At 42.8% G+C, this 23,342-nt stretch carries 22 protein-coding genes; 9 read left to right on the forward strand and 13 right to left on the reverse strand.

All coding sequences use genetic code 11. The features are described from left to right. Nucleotides 1-36: 36 nt before the first annotated feature. Entirely contained in the window at nt 37-567 is a 531-nt protein-coding gene (locus tag CUR83_RS01565; RefSeq protein ID WP_284718915.1) for a hypothetical protein, read from the reverse strand. Nucleotides 568-1,289: 722 nt separating this feature from the next. Continuing rightward, nucleotides 1,290-2,576 (reverse strand): saccharopine dehydrogenase family protein, encoded by a 1,287-nt coding sequence (locus tag CUR83_RS01570; protein ID WP_093069817.1) that lies wholly within the window; start codon nt 2,574-2,576, stop codon nt 1,290-1,292. Between the two features lie 410 nt (nt 2,577-2,986). Here CUR83_RS01570 and CUR83_RS01575 point away from each other — a divergent pair, with 410 nt between their 5' ends. After that, the gene (locus CUR83_RS01575) at nt 2,987-3,142 is read left to right on the forward strand and encodes a DUF1328 domain-containing protein (protein WP_021814049.1); all 156 of its coding nucleotides are present in this window, start codon (nt 2,987-2,989) and stop codon (nt 3,140-3,142) included. A gap of 110 nt (nt 3,143-3,252) precedes the next feature. Here the strand turns inward: CUR83_RS01575 and CUR83_RS01580 are convergent, their stop codons facing one another. The 4 genes from CUR83_RS01580 to CUR83_RS01595 form a co-directional block, all read right to left on the reverse strand. Continuing rightward, on the reverse strand, nt 3,253-3,546 hold the full coding sequence (locus CUR83_RS01580) for a 4a-hydroxytetrahydrobiopterin dehydratase (protein WP_071002546.1): 294 nt from the start codon (nt 3,544-3,546) through the stop codon (nt 3,253-3,255). Nucleotides 3,547-3,655: 109 nt separating this feature from the next. Continuing rightward, nucleotides 3,656-3,949: a GNAT family N-acetyltransferase gene (locus CUR83_RS01585; protein WP_071002545.1), complete on the reverse strand. Its 294-nt coding sequence runs from the start codon at nt 3,947-3,949 to the stop codon at nt 3,656-3,658. Between the two features lie 224 nt (nt 3,950-4,173). Continuing rightward, nucleotides 4,174-5,541 (reverse strand): fatty acid desaturase family protein, encoded by a 1,368-nt coding sequence (locus CUR83_RS01590; RefSeq protein ID WP_284718916.1) that lies wholly within the window; start codon nt 5,539-5,541, stop codon nt 4,174-4,176. A gap of 160 nt (nt 5,542-5,701) precedes the next feature. Beyond that, nucleotides 5,702-6,910: a flavin reductase family protein gene (locus CUR83_RS01595; RefSeq protein WP_284718917.1), complete on the reverse strand. Its 1,209-nt coding sequence runs from the start codon at nt 6,908-6,910 to the stop codon at nt 5,702-5,704. Between the two features lie 431 nt (nt 6,911-7,341). On the opposite strand from CUR83_RS01595, the gene ettA reads away from it, so the two are divergent. Next, entirely contained in the window at nt 7,342-9,003 is a 1,662-nt protein-coding gene (gene ettA / locus CUR83_RS01600; RefSeq protein ID WP_071002540.1) for an energy-dependent translational throttle protein EttA, read from the forward strand. A 98-nt stretch (nt 9,004-9,101) separates the two neighbouring features. On the opposite strand, the gene plsB is transcribed toward ettA, so the two are convergent. Then, a complete protein-coding gene (gene plsB, locus CUR83_RS01605) occupies nt 9,102-11,966 on the reverse strand; it encodes a glycerol-3-phosphate 1-O-acyltransferase PlsB (protein WP_212564019.1) in 2,865 nt (954 codons plus the stop codon). A 247-nt stretch (nt 11,967-12,213) separates the two neighbouring features. Here plsB and ybaK point away from each other — a divergent pair, with 247 nt between their 5' ends. Beyond that, entirely contained in the window at nt 12,214-12,702 is a 489-nt protein-coding gene (gene ybaK, locus CUR83_RS01610) for a Cys-tRNA(Pro) deacylase (RefSeq protein ID WP_058024885.1), read from the forward strand. Between the two features lie 88 nt (nt 12,703-12,790). After that, the gene (locus CUR83_RS01615; protein WP_284718918.1) at nt 12,791-13,165 is read left to right on the forward strand and encodes a 5-carboxymethyl-2-hydroxymuconate Delta-isomerase; all 375 of its coding nucleotides are present in this window, start codon (nt 12,791-12,793) and stop codon (nt 13,163-13,165) included. A gap of 78 nt (nt 13,166-13,243) precedes the next feature. Here CUR83_RS01615 and CUR83_RS01620 read toward each other — a convergent pair whose 3' ends face one another. Beyond that, on the reverse strand, nt 13,244-13,720 hold the full coding sequence (locus CUR83_RS01620; protein WP_284718919.1) for a hypothetical protein: 477 nt from the start codon (nt 13,718-13,720) through the stop codon (nt 13,244-13,246). A gap of 124 nt (nt 13,721-13,844) precedes the next feature. After that, on the reverse strand, nt 13,845-15,665 hold the full coding sequence (locus CUR83_RS01625; RefSeq protein WP_284718920.1) for an acyl-CoA dehydrogenase C-terminal domain-containing protein: 1,821 nt from the start codon (nt 15,663-15,665) through the stop codon (nt 13,845-13,847). 498 nt (nt 15,666-16,163) lie between these two features. On the opposite strand from CUR83_RS01625, the gene CUR83_RS01630 reads away from it, so the two are divergent. After that, nucleotides 16,164-17,288 (forward strand): FUSC family protein, encoded by a 1,125-nt coding sequence (locus tag CUR83_RS01630; protein ID WP_240365747.1) that lies wholly within the window; start codon nt 16,164-16,166, stop codon nt 17,286-17,288. Between the two features lie 36 nt (nt 17,289-17,324). Here CUR83_RS01630 and aroE read toward each other — a convergent pair whose 3' ends face one another. Continuing rightward, a complete protein-coding gene (aroE, locus tag CUR83_RS01635) occupies nt 17,325-18,188 on the reverse strand; it encodes a shikimate dehydrogenase (protein WP_252962695.1) in 864 nt (287 codons plus the stop codon). 365 nt (nt 18,189-18,553) lie between these two features. Between aroE and CUR83_RS01640 the strand changes: the two genes are divergently transcribed. Next, nucleotides 18,554-19,240 (forward strand): hypothetical protein, encoded by a 687-nt coding sequence (locus CUR83_RS01640; RefSeq protein WP_284718921.1) that lies wholly within the window; start codon nt 18,554-18,556, stop codon nt 19,238-19,240. Between the two features lie 12 nt (nt 19,241-19,252). Further along, nucleotides 19,253-20,230, forward strand: coding sequence for an aminotransferase class IV (locus tag CUR83_RS01645; RefSeq protein ID WP_284718922.1), 978 nt, complete (start codon nt 19,253-19,255; stop codon nt 20,228-20,230). Here CUR83_RS01645 and CUR83_RS01650 read toward each other — a convergent pair. After that, entirely contained in the window at nt 20,227-21,057 is an 831-nt protein-coding gene (locus tag CUR83_RS01650; RefSeq protein ID WP_284718923.1) for a DNA-methyltransferase, read from the reverse strand. The genes CUR83_RS01645 and CUR83_RS01650 overlap by 4 nt on opposite strands. A 2-nt stretch (nt 21,058-21,059) precedes the next feature. Beyond that, entirely contained in the window at nt 21,060-21,308 is a 249-nt protein-coding gene (locus CUR83_RS01655; RefSeq protein WP_284718924.1) for a hypothetical protein, read from the reverse strand. A gap of 91 nt (nt 21,309-21,399) precedes the next feature. Between CUR83_RS01655 and CUR83_RS01660 the strand changes: the two genes are divergently transcribed. Beyond that, nucleotides 21,400-21,612 carry a helix-turn-helix domain-containing protein gene (locus CUR83_RS01660; RefSeq protein WP_284718925.1) on the forward strand — a complete coding sequence of 71 codons (213 nt, stop codon included), beginning with the start codon at nt 21,400-21,402 and terminating at the stop codon, nt 21,610-21,612. 11 nt (nt 21,613-21,623) lie between these two features. After that, on the forward strand, nt 21,624-22,304 hold the full coding sequence (locus CUR83_RS01665; RefSeq protein ID WP_284718926.1) for a PDDEXK family nuclease: 681 nt from the start codon (nt 21,624-21,626) through the stop codon (nt 22,302-22,304). Here CUR83_RS01665 and CUR83_RS01670 read toward each other — a convergent pair. Beyond that, nucleotides 22,301-23,200: a DNA adenine methylase gene (locus CUR83_RS01670; RefSeq protein WP_284718927.1), complete on the reverse strand. Its 900-nt coding sequence runs from the start codon at nt 23,198-23,200 to the stop codon at nt 22,301-22,303. The two genes, CUR83_RS01665 and CUR83_RS01670, sit on opposite strands and share 4 nt — an antisense overlap. Between the last annotated feature and the right edge of the window lie 142 nt (nt 23,201-23,342).

Raw genomic sequence — 23,342 nt, forward strand, 5'->3', positions numbered from 1 at the left:
CTGTTAATCATACTATTCAATCAAGCACTGTCATTATTAACGAATGGTGAAACGACGGTTTTCGTTAAATTCCACTTGACCAGGCTGAGTCGCTAAAAGCTCACCACGACGGTCTTTTTTCTTTTCTTGTAAGGTACTAGTAGCATTTGCCGTTTTATTGTTAGAAGCGGCTTCACCTGCAATTAATGGCTGATAGTTTGAATTACTGTGCTGCATATTTGGCGTTTGTGTACGTTGGGTAGACTGTGAAGAAGCTGCACCCGTTGTCGCTGGCATATTGCCGTTCATTGTAGGCATATTACTATTGCTCATAGTGCCAGACTTATCATTCATCTCGCTACGAGAGTCATTCATCTTATTGCTAGAGTTATTGATGTTGACCTGACTAGACTGTGCAGCTCCCAATTTACCAGTTGGTCCTTCTACACCGACTTGTACATTGCTTTTAACAGAGCTACTTGGCATACGTGATTGCATAGAATCACTGCTGTTGGTCGGCATAGCCATTGCAAGTGTAGGCAATGCAAGTGTAGTACCTAAAATTAACGATAAAATATTCTTTTTCATTATAAAACTCCAAATTCGATAAATGAACAATGATTAAAAACAGCTGCCATATCTATATATAATTATGTCTAAAATGCAGATAATTGAGGACAGCCTAATTTTGGTTAGACCTTACTATAATTTGTAAAAACAAAGTACCAGTTATATAACAGACATTTCAGTAGTAAACTCATTAAGGTTCTAACAGCTTGGTGTATTGTTGTGACGTTATGAAACTATTAAGCCCACATCTCATTTAAGAAATGAAGTAAGCATTTGGATCTATTTTATTCAACAATGATAGATTTACCAGTATTTGTATCGATAACAGGCTGCTAAAAACCTTTATCTGGCACACGAACTACTGGAAAATTTTGACTAATATCAATTCGATCAATAACATTATTTTAGAGAAATATTTTTACTAGATGATGTTTTTTGAAGTGAACTTTGATTAAAATTTTTAAATGAATATTCTCTATAACAATCAAACCGTAATGTATTTTGTCCTAGCGTATTGAGGAGAATATGGCTGTGCCATTAGACTAAAAATCTGTAGCATAATGTACTAAAAAATCGAAAAACCGCAACATTGATTACCAAAAAATACGCTATTAGCATTCGCTAATATGATAGATGAGCGCTATAAAATTTGCGTATTAAAAAACCGCACCTTGTTATTAAGATACGGTCATGAAAATCATCAGCATTAATAAATCATTATTTAAATGTTTTACATTCGGTTAACCATCGATAACTTCAAAGCTTAGACCTGAATGTTCTTCTAAACGGGCTATGAGCTTATCACCCATCGCAGAGGCAGGCGTCCAGAATCCGCCGCCAACGTCTTCTTTACTGATATCTTGTGCCAGACATAATGCTGCCTGCGCGAGCATACGAGAAGTGCTACCGTAACCAGGATCTTTATCGCCGGTAACTTTGACCGTGATGGTGTCGTTTTTAGCTGTTTGACCGAAATGGCGAATATCAAAGTAGCCATTTTCCTGCTCATCCTTAGAAGGGCCTGTGCCTGCTTTGGGCAGAACATGCTTGGACAATAACTCACGGCTTGGTTTAATCATCATGGCAGTGGCAAATCCTAGTAGACCCGCGCTCATCGCGTAGCTTGATAACTTACCTTTGACACCATCTTTCATCCACATGGCTTCGTCATATTTAAAATCGCGACCGTATTCGTAACCGAGTAGCTGGTTACTGCGATGGACAATACGTGTGTTGATACTCGCCATCACAAAGGGCGCCAACCAACGTTTATGGGCGCTGTCGTATTCTGGTTTGCTGACATTGTCTTGACGTACATTGGGCACATCTGTGTCATCGTTTAGTAGATAAGGGTTGGCTACTTGCTTACGGCGTGATTTATCTTCACCAACTTCTTCGAATATCGTCGCCATCGAGGCAATCGTACCACCAGAGATGCCGCCTTTTGCCGCTTTTACGCGCATGTGAATCACGTTACAAGCTTCTCCGAACTTCTCTTCTGCTTTGGTTTGCGTAAAGTAAACACCCAAATCTGATGGGATAGAATCAAAGCCGCAAGAGTTGACAATCCGTGCGCCGCTTTGTTTGGCAGTATCTTGATATTTGTCCATCATGTCTTTGATAAAGATCGCTTCACCAGTAAGATCGACGTAATCGGTACCATTTTCGGCACAAGATTTTATCAAAGGTTCGCCATATTTGAGGTAAGGGCCGACGGTTGAGATGATGACTTTTGTCTGTTTGGTCATCTCATCAAGGCTGGCAGAGTCTTTACTATTAGCAATGATAATATCTACTTTGCTCTCAAGTTTCGACTGTAGCTCATTGAGTTTTTCTTCATCACGTCCTGCAATTGCCCAAGTGACGTTAGAGCCATCTTTATTTTTAGCATTGGATAAAAAATTGGTTAAATAGTGAGCGGTGATTTGTCCGACAAAGCTTGTTGCGCCATATAAGATGACGGCATAAGGGCGGTTGTCGCTAGTATCTTGTTGTGCGGTTTTTGCGGTATCCGTCTCGGTACTCATAAGTATTGTCCTTAATATATTGGATGATAATGTGACTTTAAACTATAAACCAAGTGGTCTGAATAAGTTAGAAGTTTATGGGGTCGCGACAGTTTTCATTGCCACATCTATTTTTCAGAAATTTTTGATGTTATTTATATGCAACCATAAGACAATCAATAATTTAGCAAATAAGGTGCTCATCATCCTAAATAATATGTTTATAGACACAAGAAAAAATAAAAGGTGTTAACACTTGCTACAAACTTTACATAATCTACTGACATCATTACTAAAATGCACGTTGTTTAAAGAGAAATATTGCTAGTCTATGTTTGTAAGCAGATATGACTGGTATTAGAAAAAAAAGTTAAATCAATACTATATAAAGTTTACTATCTGATTTTTAACAATTATTTGAGGAGAATATTATGTTTCGTTGGGCTATTATCTTTGCAGTAATCGCACTGCTAGCAAGTTTATTAGGATTTGGCGGCGTTGCAGGACTGTCTGCTAATCTGGCATACATCTTCTTAGCAGTCGCTGTGATTTTATTTATTGTGGCGTTTGTTAGTCGCAAAATGTAAACACAGCTTATTACTATAAAAAATCCAGTATAAAAAAAGACCCTCAATTGAGGGTCTTTTCTTATGTTCAACTAAAGCACTTCAGTTACTCATTTAACAGAAATATAAGGCTATAGACGTTTGGGTTGCACGATATGCTCCATGCGTTTTGCAAGGCGAATGTCCAAACTAGAAACGCCGCCGGTGTCCTGATTGGTTAGGCGTACCTCGACTATATTGTATATATTACGCCATTCCGGATGATGTTCGAGTGCTTCAGCATAAAATGCCGCTTGGTTCATAAAACTCATCGCCTCAATAAAATCGCTGAAGTGATAGGTCTTGACGATACTATTGCCATCACGCTGCCAACCAGCAAGCTCTTCTAACTGTAGATCAATTTGCTTGTCAGATAAACTACTCATATTAATAACCTTTATTGTTATACGGATTGGTTTATTAAAAGTTATATTGGGATGGATCTCCTAATCTAAAATTGCTGCATACTAGTTGTTTGGGATAAAGGGCGGTAAGCTATACCAAATCTTGGTACTCAGGGTGCTTGCTGATATATGAGGCCACAAACGAGCATTGCGGCACAACCTTTTTATCATGTTCACGGGCGTAATCTAGCGCATGTTTGACTAGTGCTGAACCGACACCTTGACCGCCTAACTGTCGCGGAACGATCGTGTGGTCATAGACGAGGGTGTCATCACGGTCTTGATAGCTGATATAGCCCGTCTGACCATCGACGGTAGTCTCAAAACGATTCGCTGCTTGATTATGTGTGATATCTAGTGCTGATTTAGTGGTTTGGTTACTCATGATACAACTCCATTTATTATTATCGAATTTTTAATAACTGCCATATTTTCTAAGGATGAATGAAGAAGGCAGATTCATTAAATGCTGTGTTGTCAGTAAATACTTTGTACGTGGTTGAGTATGTAGGATCGATACCAAACAATCTAGTGGCTTACCGTAATAGTCGATATGACGATTGTTAATAGTATTAATGTCTTTTAATCTGCGTTAAAAATGTGAATATATCACCATATATAAGCTATCGCTTTACGAACGACAGGTGGCAAGAATCGACTAAGACCCTTTGCTGTCTCGCTCTCTGGTGTCGACTTATGTGAGTGAGTGGTAGTATCCGCAGCCGATACCGACTGGTAGGCTTGCCACTCTTGCTTGCTGGGCTTACTAAAGTGATGGATACGTCCTATTACTTGTCGAAGCTGTGTGCTAAAACGCCCAGTGTTGTAAGGCAAATCATATTTATGACAGATGGCCTTTACCTGTGGAGCAATACGGGCATAGTGGCTGGCTGGCATATCGGGGAATATATGATGCTCAATCTGATGAGACAAATTGCCAGTTAAAATGTGAAACCACTTATTACCTTTGATATTGCTAGAACCCAAAATCTGACGCACATACCAGTCGCCTTTGCTCTCATCCGCATCGAGATGGGTATAGATATGTGCTTGCTCAGTGAAATGACCACAGAAAATCACCGCCCACGTCCACAGATTACGAACCGTATTAGCCGTCACGTTTCCGCTCAGTGTGCTTAGAGCACTACGACGGCCTAGTGTCATTGCTACGATGGCTGGCAGTGCAATATAGTCTTTGCTCACTTGGCGGCCAATTTTCGCAAATAGTGCGCGAGATTTTTGTTGCATGATTTTATGCAAATCGGGGGAGTCGGCGTATTCATCCGCACTGATCTGAATATCATGAAAGGCAACCGCCCACTCAAAGCCAAAGGCCAATACGGCAGTACTAAACATATTGTAGCGATCTTCTGGCGTCCAAGGCTGCTCATCGGTCACCCGAATCAAGTGATAGCCGACATCATGGTCGCGCCCAACAATATTGGTAAACGTATGGTGCAAGTAGTTATGCGAGTGTTGCCATAATGGCGCAGGGCAAACAATATCCCAGTCAAACTTCTGACTGTTCAGATGCGGGTGCTGCATCCAGTCGTATTGACCATGCATGACATTATGCCCAAGCTCCATATTGTTGAGTATTTTGCTAAAACTAAGTATTGACGTACCCAATAGCCAAGTACCTATCTGCGAGCGGCGTGAAGACATGCGTCCTGCGACAGCCAGTAAACCACGGGCGACAAGCTCACTATAAACCACAGTCGCATAAATCCGCTGAATGTATTTGGCGTCATCGCTACCTAATGAGTCCATCACACCTTCATATAGCGCATTTAATTCTACTGCCAAGGCATCACTTTGTGCTTTTGTTAATGGTGCATGGGTTACTGTTGGATAGCGAGTTTGCTGTGATGATAGAGTTGGCTGCTCGCTATCATTTTTTGCCAACGGTGCATTGGACAATGGTGTCAAGATAGGTACGGCAGAATGTGCGGTGTCAATAGGTGGTAATAAGCGCATATATAATCCTTAACCGAAACGGCACGAATAAACAGCACTGGATTCGGTTTGATGAGTTATCTGAGTTTTAGCATACAATATGAGTTAACATCAGTCTATTTTTTGGTTTTAAGAGGTCGATAGTTAGGAGCTAGTGGTCGTATTTCTTATTTCAGCAGGGCTAAATGTCTAACACCACGTCTGTCATAGCGATATTGATGCAGGTTTGGATAGACTCGTAGCCATCACTACTTATATTGCCAGTTTGGATGTTTTTGACCACGCCGCTCACTTTATTACAGCGGCACAACTGGCAAATTCCTTGCCTACAACCATGCGCTAGGCGTATACCTGCATTTTCGGCAGCGACCAATAATGTGGTGTCGCTATCGAACTGCCGTTGCCGTGAGCGTAAGTACACCGTATGCGACTCTGTCTGTAGTGCATTATCTAGTACTTGATTGCCGCCGCTATCAAAATCAGGCAATGCATTGCCAAAATTTTCTACGATAATATTGTCACGTAGCTGATTGCCCTGCGGTAAAATGATTTCTGACACTGCTTTATATAAGCCGGCTAATAACGCTTGTGAACCGCAGGCAAATATCTGCGTATCTGCCAAAGGTAGATTAAGTGATAATAAACCCTCTGCACTTAAGTATCGTTCGCCAGCCAGATAAGTAGCAGGATTATCTGTATGAATCAGATGATAGCTGAAGGCTGGATAGGTATCGCTCAGTTGTTGCCATTGGCGTTGAAGCTGAGGAAGTTTCGACCGACTATAATGTAGCAGCGCCACCTGATATCCGTCTGCTAGTGCTTGCGCAATAAGTCCTAGCATAGGCGTGATACCGCTACCGCCAGCGACAAATAATAAAGGGTGTAGTTTTTGGTTATCTGGTTCTCTATTATCTAAACTTGTCTTTGCCTGTGCCAAAGTAAAATGACCCAGTGGCATACTGGTATCAACGATGCTAGATAGCGACAGTTGCTTGGTCAAATAGTCAGATACTAACCCTTGCGGTTTAACAGCAATAGTAACCGTATGGCGTTGGCTTTTTGCTGACTTAGTAATGACGGCATCATCTTGCCACCACAATGGCTGATTCGCCAATCCTACGAGTGAATAGCTGCGCTGATGATAAACCCCATCGATAAAAACACGTAAATCAAGATACTGACCGCCTTGCCAATCATCTGCCCCTTTGGATATCTGCTGCCTAAACGCTCGATTGGTCTCAAATTGCAGTGCAATTAAATCATCACTCATCTCGTATCGAGCAATAAGGCGTAGCTTGGGTGTCGTCAATGACCAAAACGGATGTAAGCGCGACCCGATAAAATCGACAAACGCACGTTGAACTATTTCAGGGCGATAGCCGTTGGCCATTAATCAGTACCTGTATAAATATTATTAAAAATATATGAGAAATAATGACTCAGCTTATAGCCAGTTTCATTAATGGCATACTAAACCATTATTTTTTGCGCTGTTAAGCCACTCTAATATGTTAACGGCTATTGATTAACTTTGCGAAAGTTTTGATGCTATTTTTTGTGGTTTTTATCAAACAGCAATGAATCAGAATGTTAAGCTCGTAACCTCAGAAAAATATTTTTGCCCGCTTTTATCCAGAAACAGCGATACTCTATGACAAAAGCTGCAAAACAAGGGGTAAAACAACCTGTTAGCTTGCAGGGTATGCGCCACAATGCGATAATGAACGATAATTTGTAACCCTGATTTTGAGTTACGGCACGCTTGGCAGCAGCGCTGAGTGGTATTTGCTGTTCTCTTCTATGCAGTCTATCGGAGTGTTAATGGCTCAATATATTTACACGATGAACAACGTGTCAAAACTTGTTCCCCCTAAGCGTGAAATCTTAAAAAATATCAATCTGTCCTTTTTCCCGGGTGCCAAAATTGGTGTCTTAGGCATCAATGGGGCAGGTAAGTCGACCTTGCTACGTATTATGGCGGGTGTGGATACTGAGTTCAGCGGTGAAGCACGTGCGCAAACAGGAACCAAAGTTGGTTACTTGCCGCAGGAGCCACAACTCGATGACAGCAAAGATGTGCGCGGCAACGTCGAGGACGGCATGCGTGAGGCGTTAGATGCGTTAGCGCGCTTAGACCAAATCTATGCTGAGTATGCCGAACCGGATGCTGATTTTGACAAACTTGCTGAAGAGCAGGGCAAAATGGAAGACATTATCCAGTCATGGGATGCACACAATCTAAATAACCAGTTAGAGAAAGCCGCCGATGCGCTACGTCTGCCACCATGGGACGCGGACGTGAGTAAACTGTCAGGTGGTGAAAAACGCCGTGTTGCTTTATGTCGCCTGCTACTATCACGTCCCGATATGCTGCTACTCGATGAGCCTACTAACCATCTGGACGCCGAATCAGTCGCTTGGCTTGAGCAATTCTTGCAAAACTATAGCGGCACTATCGTTGCCATTACCCATGATCGTTATTTCTTGGATAATGTGGCGCAGTGGATTTTGGAGCTTGACCGAGGCTATGGCTACCCGTATGAAGGTAACTATACTGAATGGTTAGAGCAAAAAAACAAGCGCTTAGAGGAACAACAGAAGCAAGAAGAGTCGTTTGCCAAAGCGCTGAAAAAAGAGCTTGAGTGGATTCGTAAAAATCAAAAGGGTCAGCAAGCGAAGTCTAAGTCGCGCGTACAGCGTTTTGAAGAGCTGAACTCAAAAGAATTCCAGCAGCGAAATGAGACCTCAGAGATTTATATTCCGCCCGGTCCGCGTCTAGGTAATAAAGTTATCGAGGTCAATAACATCTCCAAGTCGTTTGGCGATCGTTTATTGTATGAAAACCTAAGCTTCAATGTCCCAGCGGGTGCTATCGTTGGTATCATCGGTCCAAATGGTGCGGGTAAAACCACGCTATTTAACATGATTACTGAGCGTGATACCCCAGATACTGGTTCGGTTGATTTGGGCGAAAGTGTCAAGGTTGCCTATGTCGGTCAGGTGCGTGACAACCTAGACGACAAAAAGACCGTCTGGGAAGAAGTATCAGACGGCCTTGACATGATTACTGTCGGTGACTACACCACGCCAAGCCGTGCCTATATTGGCCGCTTTAATTTCAAAGGCTCAGACCAGCAAAAGCACGTCGGTCAGCTGTCAGGGGGTGAGCGTAACCGCTTGCAATTGGCAAAAACCCTAAAGCAGGGTGCAAACGTACTGCTACTCGATGAACCCTCGAACGACTTGGACGTTGAAACCTTACGTGCGCTAGAGGATGCGATTCAAGTATTCCCAGGTACGGTCATGGTCGTCTCGCATGATCGCTGGTTCCTTGACCGTATCGCCACCCACATCTTGGCGTTTGAAGAAGAAGGCCCAGTGTGGTTCGATGGCAACTACAGTGAGTTTGAAGCCTATCGTAAAAAGACAATGGGTGATGACGCCACGCCTAAGCGTGCTAAGTATAAGAAAATTACCAACTAATACCATTGTTTGGTATATTGGAACTGCATAAAAAAGACCGCTAATCAATAGCGGTCTTTTTTTGTTTAGCTTAATTGTTTAAAAGTCATGACTAACGATTAACGCTTACGCCCAAATTTACGCTGCTTTTTATTACTAATCTCAGTAATAGCACGAGTGATTTCTTCTTCGTTTAAACTTGCGACTTGCTGCAAGATTTGCATCATATCAGGCGTCAGCACATATTTGGCATGACTGGCGATGTCATTGATACGATGGTCAAAGGTCAATATGCCCGTTTCATCATCTTTTTGTAGATAATCAAGACGAGTCAAAGCGCTGATAAAGCTAGTAAATAATGCGCGATCAAAGAAGTCAGGAATATCATCGGCATACAGTACAGACAAGCGTTGTCCAAGCAAATGGCACAGGTCAACGACTTCGCTTTCGGTCAGATTACCAGAGCCCTGCTGAGCAAGTAGGGCAAGCGTCATAAAATAACGCTCAAGACTTTGCCCAACGGGTGTCGCCAGTACTTGTAGCTGTTGATAGCGCTTGCTATTAGACTCAGGAACACTAAGCGTGTCATCACCCAACTCAACAATCAACCCATGAGAGAGTAAACTATCGACTTTTTTGTTGAGCGTCTCCGCCAAACCATGCGCTGGGTAGTATAAGAACAGCTCACCTTGCAAGAATGGGTATAACTGCTCAGCGATACTATCTAAACGACTGCGTTTGATACGGCCGTTACGTGCCACTAGCGCTGATAAGAAAGACAGCAAGATAAAGACGTGTAGAATGTTATTGCGGAAATAGCTGAGCAATGCCGCTTGCTTGCCAGCGACCTGAATGATATCGCCCAAGATGTGCGGCGTACGCTCTATGAGTTTTAGCTTGATGCCATAATCAATGATTTCTTGCGGGCTCATATCTGTGATGACAGTGTCATCTGCATAAGGAAGCTGTTGCGCAAGGCCTTGGTACAAAGCGATTTGCTCACGGCAACTGTTTTCATCCAGTGCCGCTTTCGGTGCGGATAGTAGTACCAATGATAGCAGCGACACAGGCGTTATCACGGCAGCTTTATTGATGTGCTGCATGACTTTTACACCGATATTATCGACCATGGCACTGGCTTTTTCATCGAGTGGGGAGTCGGTGCGATCGGACGGTAAGCTGTTGGCTGGAACATCGAACTTTGTCATAAAATCGCTAAGATGCAGCGGTGTACCAAAACTTAGATGTACATTACCAAAAATACGCTCAATTTTACGACCCACTTTGAGTAGCCCAATCAACGATTCTGATTCTTTTGGTTTGCCCTTTAACTCACCGATATAAGTGCCGCCTTCCATAATACGCTCATAACCAATATAAGTTGGGATGAACACCACAGGCTTATTGGTTTGACGTAACTGGCTATGTACCGTCATCGCCAGCATACCCATTTTGGGCGGTAGTAGGCGACCTGAACGTGAGCGACCACCTTCAATGAAGTACTCGATCGGCGTATTACGCGTGATAAGGGTATGCATATATTCACGCAATACGGCGGTATAAAGGGCATTGCCACGGAAGCTACGACGAATATAAAAAGCGACAGCGCCGCGCAATAACGGTCCCAATACTGGCACATCTAAGTTATCACCTGCTGCGATATAAGGGATACTCAAACCGCGTTTATAGATGACATAAGACAACAATAGATAATCAACATGGCTGCGATGGCACGGCACATAAATCAGCTCATAATCGGTCGCAAGGTCACGTACTCGCTCAAAGTGATGGACTTCGACACCGTCATATAACTGTGTCCATAACCACGTTAAAAACTTATAAAACCCACGAATAATGGAATGAGAATAGTCATTCACCATCTCATTGGCGTATCCTCGCGCTTGACTACGAGCGTCGCGTACGCTGGTGCCTTTTTCGGCAGCTTCCAGCTCTATTGCGTGCTTAATCGCTGGCGAGTAGACCAGTTTATCGACCAAATTACGTCTATCCGACAAATCAGGGCCCAGCATACTGGCGCGCTGCTTGTCTAAATAAATCGTCAATTGCTGCTGTAGCATCCGCACGAGTTCACGATTGCCATCAGCAGCCGCCACGAGCGTATAGCTAGGTGATTTTTCAGCATCAGTTTTGACATCATTATCCGTCGTTGCTGATTCAGTATCTTGTGAGTCTGTAGCAGGTGAGCTTTTAGTACTTGAATCCTCAGAAACCAAATCTTTAGAAACCAAATCTTTAGAAACCAAATCTTTAGAAACCAAGTCTTTAGAAACTGAGCCTTCAGAAACTGAGTCAAAAACGTTAGGGCCCGCGCTTTCACCTTTGAGGCTATCATTGATGATAGTACGCAAATCTTGGGGTGGGTGGAATTGTACAAAGGTATCACGGCCCATCACGCCGATATTAAATAACTGCTTGCTGATACTCGGGTCTTGCCAATTGTCAGCGGTTAATAGTTTAAATAGCGAGTCTTCTTTTTCAGGGGCGCGTCCCCACAGGATAGATACGGGTACTAGGCGCACCTTTAGCTCTGGATATTGCAAAACCGCAGAGACTAAGCGAGAAAGGCGCGGAGACAACTGATTGTCTTTGGCACTTGGGTGATTCAAAAATATGATGGCTGCATTTTCTTTGATATTGTGAGCCGCGTCATTGACCCCAACCAATGCAGGCGGCAAGTTATGCTCTTGCGTCTGCAAATCGATCAAAATACTGTTGGAGCGAGAATAATCCTGTAGCACATAAAATCTAAGTACCTGCTCGTCGCTATCAAAATCAGGCAATTCACCCAATAATTTCGGTTTGACAGCAACATCGAGTAGCTGTCCCGATAGTTTACGATACAGCTGATTGATCGGAGCATTAGCGTAAGGCTTGGTGACGATTGGACCCGCGTCAGTTTCAGAAGTGCGGTCAGTGCTGACTGGCGCTTTAAAAATCCGTTTTTTTAGGAACTTCGGTATCATAATCAGTATCAAAAATAGTCAAATATGTTGCGCTTATGATGCCATAAAAGCCACTAAAGCGATATATAGTGTCTGTATATACTGCTAATATTAATACTATTGGGTTACTCACTAGTAAGCGAGCAGTGATATAAAACGGTCAAGTATTTGAAAGTTACGATATTTGGCGTAATAATATATTGATGCCATGTCTATTTAATCCGTATGACGCCTATTCTTTAGTTCTATTTTATTAAGCCGAAATATTATGACGCCAGCTATCGATCTTGCCAAAAAACGCGGTCTTGATTACCGCATACACGAATACACGCATGACAGTCATGCGGCCTCTTTTGGTTTAGAAGCCGCAGAAAAGCTTGGCGTGGCGGCAGTGCAAGTGTTCAAAACTTTGGTGGTATCGACCGATACTGGCGACCTTGCGGTTGCGATATTGCCAGTAGATAAAACCCTCAATTTTAAAAAAATGGCCAAAGCCTTATCCGCGAATAAATTGCTGTCCTGCAAAAAAGTACAAATGGCAGATCCCAAGCAAGTAGAACGTAGTACCGGCTATGTGTTGGGCGGCGTCAGTCCACTCGGGCAAAAAAAGCGCCTAAAAACAGTCATAGATAGCAGCGCACAAGACCAGACAACGGTCTATGTCAGTGGCGGTCGTCGCGGTTTGGAGATTGAGTTACCACCAGCGCAATTAGCCAACACACTTGATGCGCATTTTAGTGCGATTACTGATGAATAATACAAATAAACCTTTTACGGCGATGAGGCAGAGCGCGTAAACTGATAAGCCAACTGATCTATTACTTTCTCTATTTAAGGATGTCCTCATGCCGCATTTAACCATTCAAGTCACGCCCAATGTCAGTATCCCTCACGAAGAATCATTGCTAAAGTCGCTCAATAAGGCATTATGGGACAGTGGATATTTTGATAAGCCGACAGATATCAAAACACGTATCTTACCTATTGAGACGTTTTTGGTGGGTGTGGAAGATGATGAGCAAGCGAATGGGTTTATCTATGCCAATCTAAAACTGATGAGCGGCCGCGATATAGAGACTCGTAATCAGCTGGCTGAGCTCTTGGTCGCTACCATCGAAGAAAAGATCGGAGACGAGCAATCAGGTCGTGCGGCACTGCAAATATGCGTAGAAGTCGAAGAGATTAGTGCGGTATATCATAAGAAGATGCTAGATAGTTAATGTTAAACGCTTTAACCTTTTCCAAAGCGACTTATTATATTTTGAATACTGTTGTTTGAAGGCGTTAGACGTATATGGTTAAGCGGGCTTGCACAAAGACTGACTAGCAACCTTTGGTAGTATCATGACCTCAACTTTGTAGCCTGCTGTTTTGCCATGAGTGGCCATAAGATTACGTGCGATACGCAAACGGTATTTTCCCGTTTTAGGTAAGCAGCCTTGATAAATGATACCGCCTTTGGTGCCATCTTGGGTACCATCCGGCATATGCAATACACCGACGTTAGCAGTCTCGGGCGTACCTGCAAGTGGTGCAATGTTAATAACGGCATATTGCTGACTTGCAGCATCGAAACGATACCACTGCTCATCGATATGAGGAGCGAGTTTACCAGTGACGACGCTAGTAATGGCGCCCTTTGCAAAATGTAGAGTACTATCGCTACTTTTGGCCGCTGCACTGCTGATGCCAATACTGACGAGCGTGGTACTAATGACCAATGCTCGTATATATCGAGCAGCTAAAGCCGTGTTTTTATCGTTAGGTAAAACCATTATTTGCTCCTAAATTAGAGGTTGCTTTTGATAGTCTTTAATCATAATACGGTCAGTTAAACACAAAAAAGCGCCTAAATCATAGGCGCTTTTTCATCGTTATAAATGAGTGCGAGTGGCAGTCTTAGTCTAAGAAAGCAAAGCTGTCGATATCCATCGCTGTCATGCTCTCGCTTGGGGCAACCATACTTTCAGCATGACCTGAGGTGCGTGGCAACAGCTTATCAAAATAGAATTCGGCGGTTTGAATTTTCGCTTTATAGAATTCTGGTGCTTCTGTGCCACCATTTTCAAGCTTGTCATAAGCGACCGCTGCCATACGTGCCCAGTGGTAGCCCATCATGACGTAACCTGAGTACATCAAGAAATCATCTGATGCGGCTGAGATGATTTCACGGTCTTTACGAGCCATTAGCATCAAGCGTACTGTCAAGGTGTTCCACTCAGCACATAGCTTGGTAAGTGCCCAAACAAATTTACGCATGTCTTTATCAAGGGCATACTCGCCGCACCATTTCATGATGCTTGAGGTATAGTCACGGATGATTTTACCTTTAGATTGCAAGATAACCTTACGGCCCAGTAGATCCAGCGCCTGTACACCCGTGGTACCTTCGTACATGGTTGCGATACGAGCATCACGAGCAATCAGCTCCATACCCCATTCTTTGATATAGCCGTGGCCGCCATAGACTTGCTGACCGTGTTTGGCCGCTTCGATACCAAGCTCAGTCAAGAACCCTTTTAGGATAGGCGTATAAAAACCTAGCTTGTCATCCCATTTTTCAAACTCTTCTTCATCGCCATTGGCGATGCCTTGTGACATTTTGTCCGCATAGCGTGCTGAATGATAAAGCATTGAGCGACCGCCTTCAGCAAAGGCTTTTTGCGTCAATAGCATACGGCGTACGTCAGCGTGGTGGATGATCGCATCAGCTACTTTTTCAGGATCTTTGGTACCAGAAAGGGTGCGCATAGAGCGGCGTTCTTTGGCATAGGGCAATGCATTTTGGAAAGACAGCTCCGTATGTGCCAAACCTTGGATACCTGTACCGATACGAGCAGTATTCATAAAGGTAAACATCGCTTTTAGGCCTTTGTGCGGTTCGCCAATTAGGTAGCCAGTAGCACCATCGAAGTTCAACACACAGGTAGAAGACGAGTTGATACCCATTTTGTGCTCGATTGAACCGCAAACAACAGCATTGCGCTCGCCAGATTCGCCTTCAGCATTCGGCGTGAATTTTGGTACGATAAATAGCGAGATACCGCGTGTACCCTCTGGCGCATTTGGTAGGCGTGCTAAAACAATATGAATGATATTGTCCGTTAGATCATGCTCACCACTTGAGATGAAGATTTTGGTGCCACTGATTTTGTAGGTACCGTCATCCTGCGGGGTGGCTTTTGACTTTACCTGACCCAAGTCGGTACCACATTGAGGCTCGGTCAAACACATCGTACCTGACCATGAGCCTTCGACCAGCTTTGGTAGATAAAGGTCTTTTTGCTCATCTGTACCATACTGAAGCAGCGTGTTGATACAACCAGTTGAGAGGCCAGAGTACATCGCCCACGGCCAGTTGGCAGTACCGATCATTTCAGCTTTGATTAAGTTGATTGATGTGGGTAGGTTCATTCCGCCGTACTGTTCAGGATACGAGATACCTTGCCAGCCGCCTTCTACAAATTGGTCATAAGCTTCTTTAAAGCCTTTTGGTGTGGTGACTTCGCCATTTTCAAAATGACAGCCTTCTTCATCGCCTGATTGATAGATAGGAGCAAGGACGTTTTCAGCAAAATCTGCCATACCCTGTAGGATCATATCTATGGTTTCAGGATCCGCGTTTTCGCCATTGTCTAGGCTTTTATAATGCGTTTGGTAATCAAATACATCATTAATCAAAAATTTGATGTCACGTAAAGGTGCTTTGTAAGTTAACATAATCGCTCTCTTTGGTTGGTTCGCTATCATGGACTTACGACGCAGTATTTGAGTCAAAAGTCATGTCAGCGATGTGTCATTATTTTAATCGAGATAGATACTATATCTGTTGTTATGAGTGCTAGTAATAAACAGCGAGTCCATTGTGAAGGGCTTTAGGACGTCCTTGTTGAGCGTCAGCTATTATTGCGTTGATATGATTATAAATCTTATAGACCAATAAATATACAATTCATAACTATTATTCATGACTTTTACCTTAATTAATTAATTTTAGTTTTATGAAGTGGCTGATATATGTGCTGGACGTGCTCAAAGATCATCTGTTATAGATGATTGATGATAAGCAGAAGACCGAAGAGTAATAGACATAATATAGTCGAACCACTATTAAAGTGTTACAGCGTTAGACTCGTTTAGCCTACTACTGTAGTACTTGCACTCGTCTGCCTTGTACCACTTTTAATATTGATTGACTATAAATAAGGCAGACCCTCTATGAGTGAGTCAAAATTACACAAACAAACCTCTTGGTTGACCGCGCTATTCACGCGTATTAAGGGGCTCATTGATGGTGAGCTTGGGCATTTACTAACCGTCAATCGTAGCCGAAGACCCTGGCATATGCCTATTGTTGCTGCGATTGCGATCAGTTTTCCAGTATTTGTGGGCGCTTACTTTGGTGACTTATCTGCTGGAATCAAAGCGTCGCTAGGGTCAATGATTATTTTAAACCTGCCATTGGTGGGCGGATTACCTTATCGGCTAGTGACAGTGATGGCTTGGGGGTTTGCCATGATACTCAGCTTTGCGCTGGGTTTGATGGCGCAGCAATTACCTATACTCAGGCTGCCTTTCTTTATGCTTGTTGCGCTTAGCGTGGTGATGTTGGGTCGTTATTATAAGCAGCCACCACCAGCAGGGCTATTTACATTGATGGCTGGGGCAATCGCGCTGTTTATTCCTGTCCCGTTAGATCGAGTGCTCTCAGCGATAGGGCTTGTGTTATTGGGTAGCGGATCTTCGATGTTGCTCGCGCTACTGTATACACTGTTTTTGCTCGCCACACGTCCTATTGCCCCTGCGCCTAGTTATCATTATGAGCCAGATATGATCAGTGATAGCCTCATTGTCGTAAGTTTCATCAGTCTGGCGTTGGTAATAGCAGTTTTATTAGACATGCCTTATCCATATTGGGTGGCAATGAGCTGCTTTATTATTATTCAAGGCATCCAGCTGCGAACCATGTGGATCAAGCAATTGCATCGTATATTGGGTACGTTGGTTGGTATGGTGGTTGCCAGTTGGATGCTGTCTTGGGGGCTATCGAGATGGGGTGTCGCCGTGGCTATATTATGTATGATGCTATTGATTGAGTCGTTTGTCGACCGGCATTATGGGCTGGCGGTGATTTTTATTACACCCTTGACGATATTTATCGCAGAGTACGGCAGCACGATGCCGGTGCCGCCAGTGGCAGGAGATGTCATTCATACACGCATGATTGATACGGCACTTGGCTGTGTGATTGGTCTGAGCGGTGGTTTGGCCATCCACTCTACACGATTGCGTGAGCCACTGCGGCGTTTGGAGGATTGGCTGCTGCTGCGCTTTAGTGAATAAAAAGCAGCAGTTTGATGCTGCTGATTAAGAGTTCCATTAAGTATTTTGATTCAGTGCTTCTGTTGCTTTTGAGACATCAACTGTATGACCAGTCCAGCGCTCAAAACTCAATGCTGCTTGTCCGATGAGCATGCCGTAACCTTCAGACGTTTGGGCATCACGCGCCGCGAAATGCTGCAAAAAGGGTAGGTCGCGCCCATACATCATGTCATAAGCGTATTGACAGTGTAGAGCATCATCCAGCGGCAGTTTATCGCCTGATAAGCCAATAGATGTGGCATTGATAATCATATCAAACGTGCCGCTCAAATCCTTGGTGGCACAGGTCTGAATCTGCTGCGCTGCAATCACCGAACTTGCTGCGCTCAGCTCATCCACCAAATCTACCGCTTTACTCACGGTGCGATTGGCAATAGTCAGTGAGCCAATACCTGATTGAATCAGCGGTAGTATGACACCGCGTGCCGCGCCGCCTGCGCCAATCAGGGCAACGCGAGCACCGTCCAGTGGCCAACCTAAGCGTGTTATGTGATTGACGAGCCCTTGTCCGTCCGTATTATCGCCGTATATGGCCTCTTTTATCGACGCGCCTTGTTGTAGTAGCGCCTCATTTATCATGAGGGTATTGACCGCGCCTGCTGTTTTGGCATGCTCTGACAAGCCGCCGCGCGCCGCACAGCAGTCATAAGCGACTTGCTTAAAGGGTACGGTCACATTAGCACCCATACCGCCACCATGAAAAAACGCCTCAATGACCGCTGTAAAACTGGCAGCATCGTCAGGGCAATACTGGCGCTGATAGCGAATATCAATACCAGCCTGTAAGGCAAACTGCGCATGAATTTCAGGGGATTTGCTGTGGGCAATCGGGTTGCCAATAACGATGAAGTGTTGGGTCATAAAGGGTCCATTGGCTAAAAGAGGCAAGACATCATTAAAAATGCATCGCTTACGGCCATTTATCATAAGCGATAAAATGATGATTGACAAACCAATGGCTCACTTCATAAGCCTTATATCGGGCAGAGTTTGATGAGTGATATATTTAACAAATATGTACCCTCTGGGAACGTTATGTGTAACCTAAAAGGTAGTCAAGCGCTGAGCAGTTGGGTAAACTATCGATTATATGTTAATTAGTATAATATGCTCTAATGACTGTTAGGTTATAACTTTTATTACATACATTCTTTATTAAAAAATCCTTTGTTATCGGTGGCTTGTGGGCCAGCTCGTTAATATTCTTTTAAGATCAATCTAAAAGTGTGAGTAAATTATCTATGTGGAACCATAACCTTCAGACTCTTCTAGTCGGTACGATAATGGCAGTTAGTGTGACGCTTGGCGGCTGTGATAGCACCAAAGAGGATGCTCAAAATCCAGAGACAAACGCTGAGAGCAGCGAGCAGGCTGTGGCTGAGGCTCCTGTAGAGAACAGCGCGGTAGACAATCCTGATCTAGATGGCGCGACCGCCCAACAAGGTACACCAGTAAAATACGATGTCTCGGCATGGAACGCTGACAAGGGCGAGCCCCTTGGCACCGATGAGTTAGATAGTATCAAGTCAGCATTTGGTAAAGTAATAAGTACGGATGAAAATAGCCTAGACTATGCCAGTAATCCTGCCACCAAATATCGCTTTATGAAGACGGACGCGCCTTATCTAGATATTATCGACTCCGAAAAATACCTTGAGCTTGGCTGGTATTATGCCAATCCGACCGATTCTGATAAAGAAAAAGAGTTGAGCCAAGACCATGCCAAAAAAGCCTACCAACTATCGCGCCGACTGATGGGTGATGAGGGTGGCAAAATGGTCGCTGATATGCTCAGTAATCAAATCATCAAAAACAGAGTCATGGGCGGACAGAAAGTGGAACTGGCAAAATGTGAGTTTTATAGCTGTATGCTAATCATCAATAAATCCGCTGCCCAAACAGACAATAGCTAAGCGATGATAGACATGAGGTCACTGCCCAACAGCTGGGTATGTCTATATCCACAAGACAATACGGCAACCAGCAAAGCGGTGACACTGTCGCCAGACAACCGCGGCTTAGCATATGCGGATGGGTTTTTTACGACCATGGGTGTGATGGACGGACTCATCCTATGGGCAGACTATCATTATCAGCGGCTCATCTCCCACGCTGACGCCTTGCAGTTAGATATGGACTGCGAGGAACTACTGGCAGTATTAAAAATATATGCCCAGCAGCTAGAGCAGGGTATGCTCAAGCTCGTGGTGACTCGCGCCGCACAAGACATTCGCGGTTATGGCTATGCACCAAGTGAATCAGGAAGTGATTGTGAGATCTGGCTAAAACCGGCTGTTATGAGAGTCTCTACGGCTGTGGTACTGTCATTACCTGACGGCAATCTAGTACCCATGCAGCCGAATGCCTCGGCGATATGTTTATCTTCACAGATTGCCTGTCTGCCGCCATCGCTGGCAGGACTCAAAAGCTTGAGCCGCCTAGATAATGTCCTTGCCAGTGGCGAGCTACAGCGTATAAAAGCTGAACCATTAGCGGCTAACGTTACAAAGAGCCTCAGTGAAGGACTGCTACGTGATATGAGTGGCCACTGGGTTGAAGGTACGATGAGTAATGTGTTCTATCAGTTAGCAGATGAGCCTTTATGCGAATCTGAAACGCACTCTAGTGGCCACGAAGATGTTGATAACAATCATGAGAATTATCTAACAACAGGTCAATGGTACACCCCTTCTATGGATCAATCGGGCGTTGCTGGTGTGATGCGGCAGGTGATCATTGATGCTTTGTCCACGACAGAGTATCCAGTGGTGATACGGTCGTTATCAGATGAAGACTTGCCTAGGTTGACGCGGTTATTCTTTTGCAATGCGCTGCGCGGTATCATGCCCATGACTAGTTTGACGTTATTGTCAGGTGATATTGTAGATTTTAAATCTGCTTAATTGTCATTTCCTTTATTTAATAAACGATAGAAATGTTGTTTAAAAAACTCTTTTTTCCCTTCAAGTTGTAGGTCTTCATAGCGCGCTTGGCTGAGTTGTAGATATTCAGTTTCCTGTTCAATACCAATAAAGCGTCTTTCTAAGACATTACCTGCGATACCTGTTGTTGAAGATCCAGCGAAAGGGTCAAGTATCAAAGCATTTTTTTTAGTAGAGGCTAAAATCATCTGTGCCAATAATGCCAAAGGTTTTTGCGTAGGGTGCTTACCACAAGATTTTTCCCATTTAGCAATTGCTGGCAAGCGCCACACATCTTTCATTTGCTTATCGTTATTGAGTCGTTTCATCAAGTCGTAATCGAAATAATGTGGCACTTTAGGATGTTTTCTCGCCCAGATAATAAACTCTGTTGAATGAGTGAAAAACCGACAAGAAAAATTAGGCGGTGGGTTGGTTTTTTCCCAAGTTATAACATTAAGTATTTTAAAACCAAGCTGCGGCAAAATACGACCCAGAGTAAAAATATTGTGATGTGTACCACTAACCCATAAGGTTGCATTATCTGCCATTTTCTCTCGTACAGCAAAAAGCCACTCGTAGGTGAATACATAAGCATCATTGTCACTGACAAGCTTGTCCCACTGACCTTTATTGACTGACTGGACTTTACCGTTTTTCACTGTCAAACCATCATTAGATAAGAAGTATGGAGGGTCGGCAAAGACCATGTCTATGTTGTTATCTAACTTAGGAATAACTGTTAAGCAGTCACCTTTCAGTAAGTTAAAATCTAAATTAGTACTACTAAAAAACGAATGACTTTCCATGTCTATTCCAGCATATCGGCTAAGAAGTAAAGAAGCTCAGGTAAATTAAACTCTCCCTGTACAAAGCCATACTGCCCGCAATCGTCTGGAATAACAACAGTTTGACCAATAAATCTCTTATCTTCGCTAATGATGCGAAGCATATTTACTAATTCATCTCTCACTACTACAGAGTCTTCAGTATCTAATAGTTCATTAGGTGCTGTTGAATTGGCTCCAATGTTAATAGTCACATTTTCGATACTTATCACAGCAAGCTCCTTATCTCACACATTCTAAAGATATAAAAATGATACTTATTGTGTGTAGTTAAAGAATACCTAACTCTTGAGAATAATGCAAATGAAAGAAACAGTTTTAATCAGATTTGGACAACGTATTCGTGAATTGCGAAAGGCCAGAAACCTTAGTCAAGAGCAGCTGGCTGAGCTGACAGGCTTTCATCGTAATTACATTGGCATGATAGAGCGAGGTGAACGCAATCCTGCATTAGTAAATATAGAAATATTTGCGCATGCATTTGAGATGAGTTTGTCAGAATTGCTTATACTATAAGGCAGTAATATATGAAGCTAGAAGACGTATTTTCAAAGTTACCAGCACTTTATAACAAGAAATTTGGAGATTTAAAATTACAAGAAGATATTTCAGGTTTTACAATAAACAAAGGTAATACTGGGCAGTTCCTGCAACAGTTACTTGGAATGCCGAATAATAGCAATCTAACGGATTTTAGTGATGGTGAATTAAAAACAAACAAGTCACACCCTAACGGTATGCCGCGTGAAACTATGTTTATCACTCAAATATCAAAGGATTTTGATAGTTTGTTTTACGAGAACTTAGAAGCTAACAGGTTACTAGATAAAATTGATAATCTTCTTTATTTACCTGTAGTAAAGCCTGATGGCAGTTCTCCTGAAGAATGGTATTTCTTGCCAGCACATCATGTAGATTCTAAACAAAATCGAGCACTAAAAGAAGTGTACTTGCAGGATTTTCTTAGTATCAAGCAGCAAATATTAAATCATCTTGACAGTTCAGATGATGGGTATATTCATACCTCAAATGGAAAGTACATTCAAATTAGAAGTAAAGACGCTAAAAGGAAGGATGGTAGCTATAATCCTATATATTCCAAAGTATTAGATAGATATGTCTCTAATAAAAACCATGCATTTTACTTCAAAACGGATTTCATGAAAGCAATTCAAAATGGAGAAATTCCAAGTAAAATTATTCTTTAGTAATTACTAATTAATAACTCGTTAATCTGACCGCGCTTTGAACCTTTGGAGTTGATACTACGACTTGCCTTGACTCTTTCAATTTTATATTCTGAATACAAAGTATCAAAAAATATATTTTCGGCGTCAAGGTTTGTAGTATCAGAATTACTAAGCAGCCACTGATAGCCTTTTTTGTCTATCAAATCGCAAAAAGATTTTAACTTTTCTTGCTCTTCATCATTGAAGCTATCTTTAGAGTAAGACGTAAAGCTAGAAGACTCACTTAAAGGTTTATAAGGTGGATCAAAATAAAACAAAGCAGGTAAGTTGTCTTTGTTTGATTGCTCTAAATGAGCGAGTGTATCTTCATAACTTTGATTGTATACCTCTACCTTACTCAATACTTCTGATGCTTTTAAGATAGTGTCTTCGAAAACAAAATTAGGTTTTTTATAGCTCCCAATAGGGACGTTGAATTTATTCTTGCTATTGACTCGATACAAGCCATTGAACCCTGCACGATTCAAAAAAATAAATAAACCAGCGTGCTTGATATCACTAGCTTTCCGGGTATTAAATTCGTCACGTTTGGCGTAATAATAAGGCTGCTTAGCTTCCTTATCTTCAAGCTGATCATATTCTGACTGAATTACTTTTAGACATGCTAATAGTTCATGAGGGTAAGACTTTATGACATTATAAAGGTTAACGAGGTCAGTGTTTATATCGTTTAAGATAACGGCAGTAGGAGGATGCTCACTATCTAAAAGATGTAATGCTAATGCAGCACTACCACTAAAAGGCTCGACATAGATATATGGCAGGCCATTCTTTACATATTCAGGTAAGCGTTGAGTGATCTCTGATATTAATTGGCCTTTACCGCCCACCCACTTTACAAATGGTTTTGCCATTACTAAGAACCTTCTTTGCATAGATTTTATTGCAGAATTTGAGCGCAAAATTATAGCATTTTTCACTCATCAATTCATAAGCTAAGCAAATACCATTGAAAATCGTACGGTTCAGTGCTAAATTCTAGCAAACATCTGCCTC

The organism is Psychrobacter pocilloporae (genome assembly GCF_029872915.1).
Taxonomy (GTDB): Bacteria; Pseudomonadota; Gammaproteobacteria; order Pseudomonadales; family Moraxellaceae; genus Psychrobacter; species Psychrobacter pacificensis.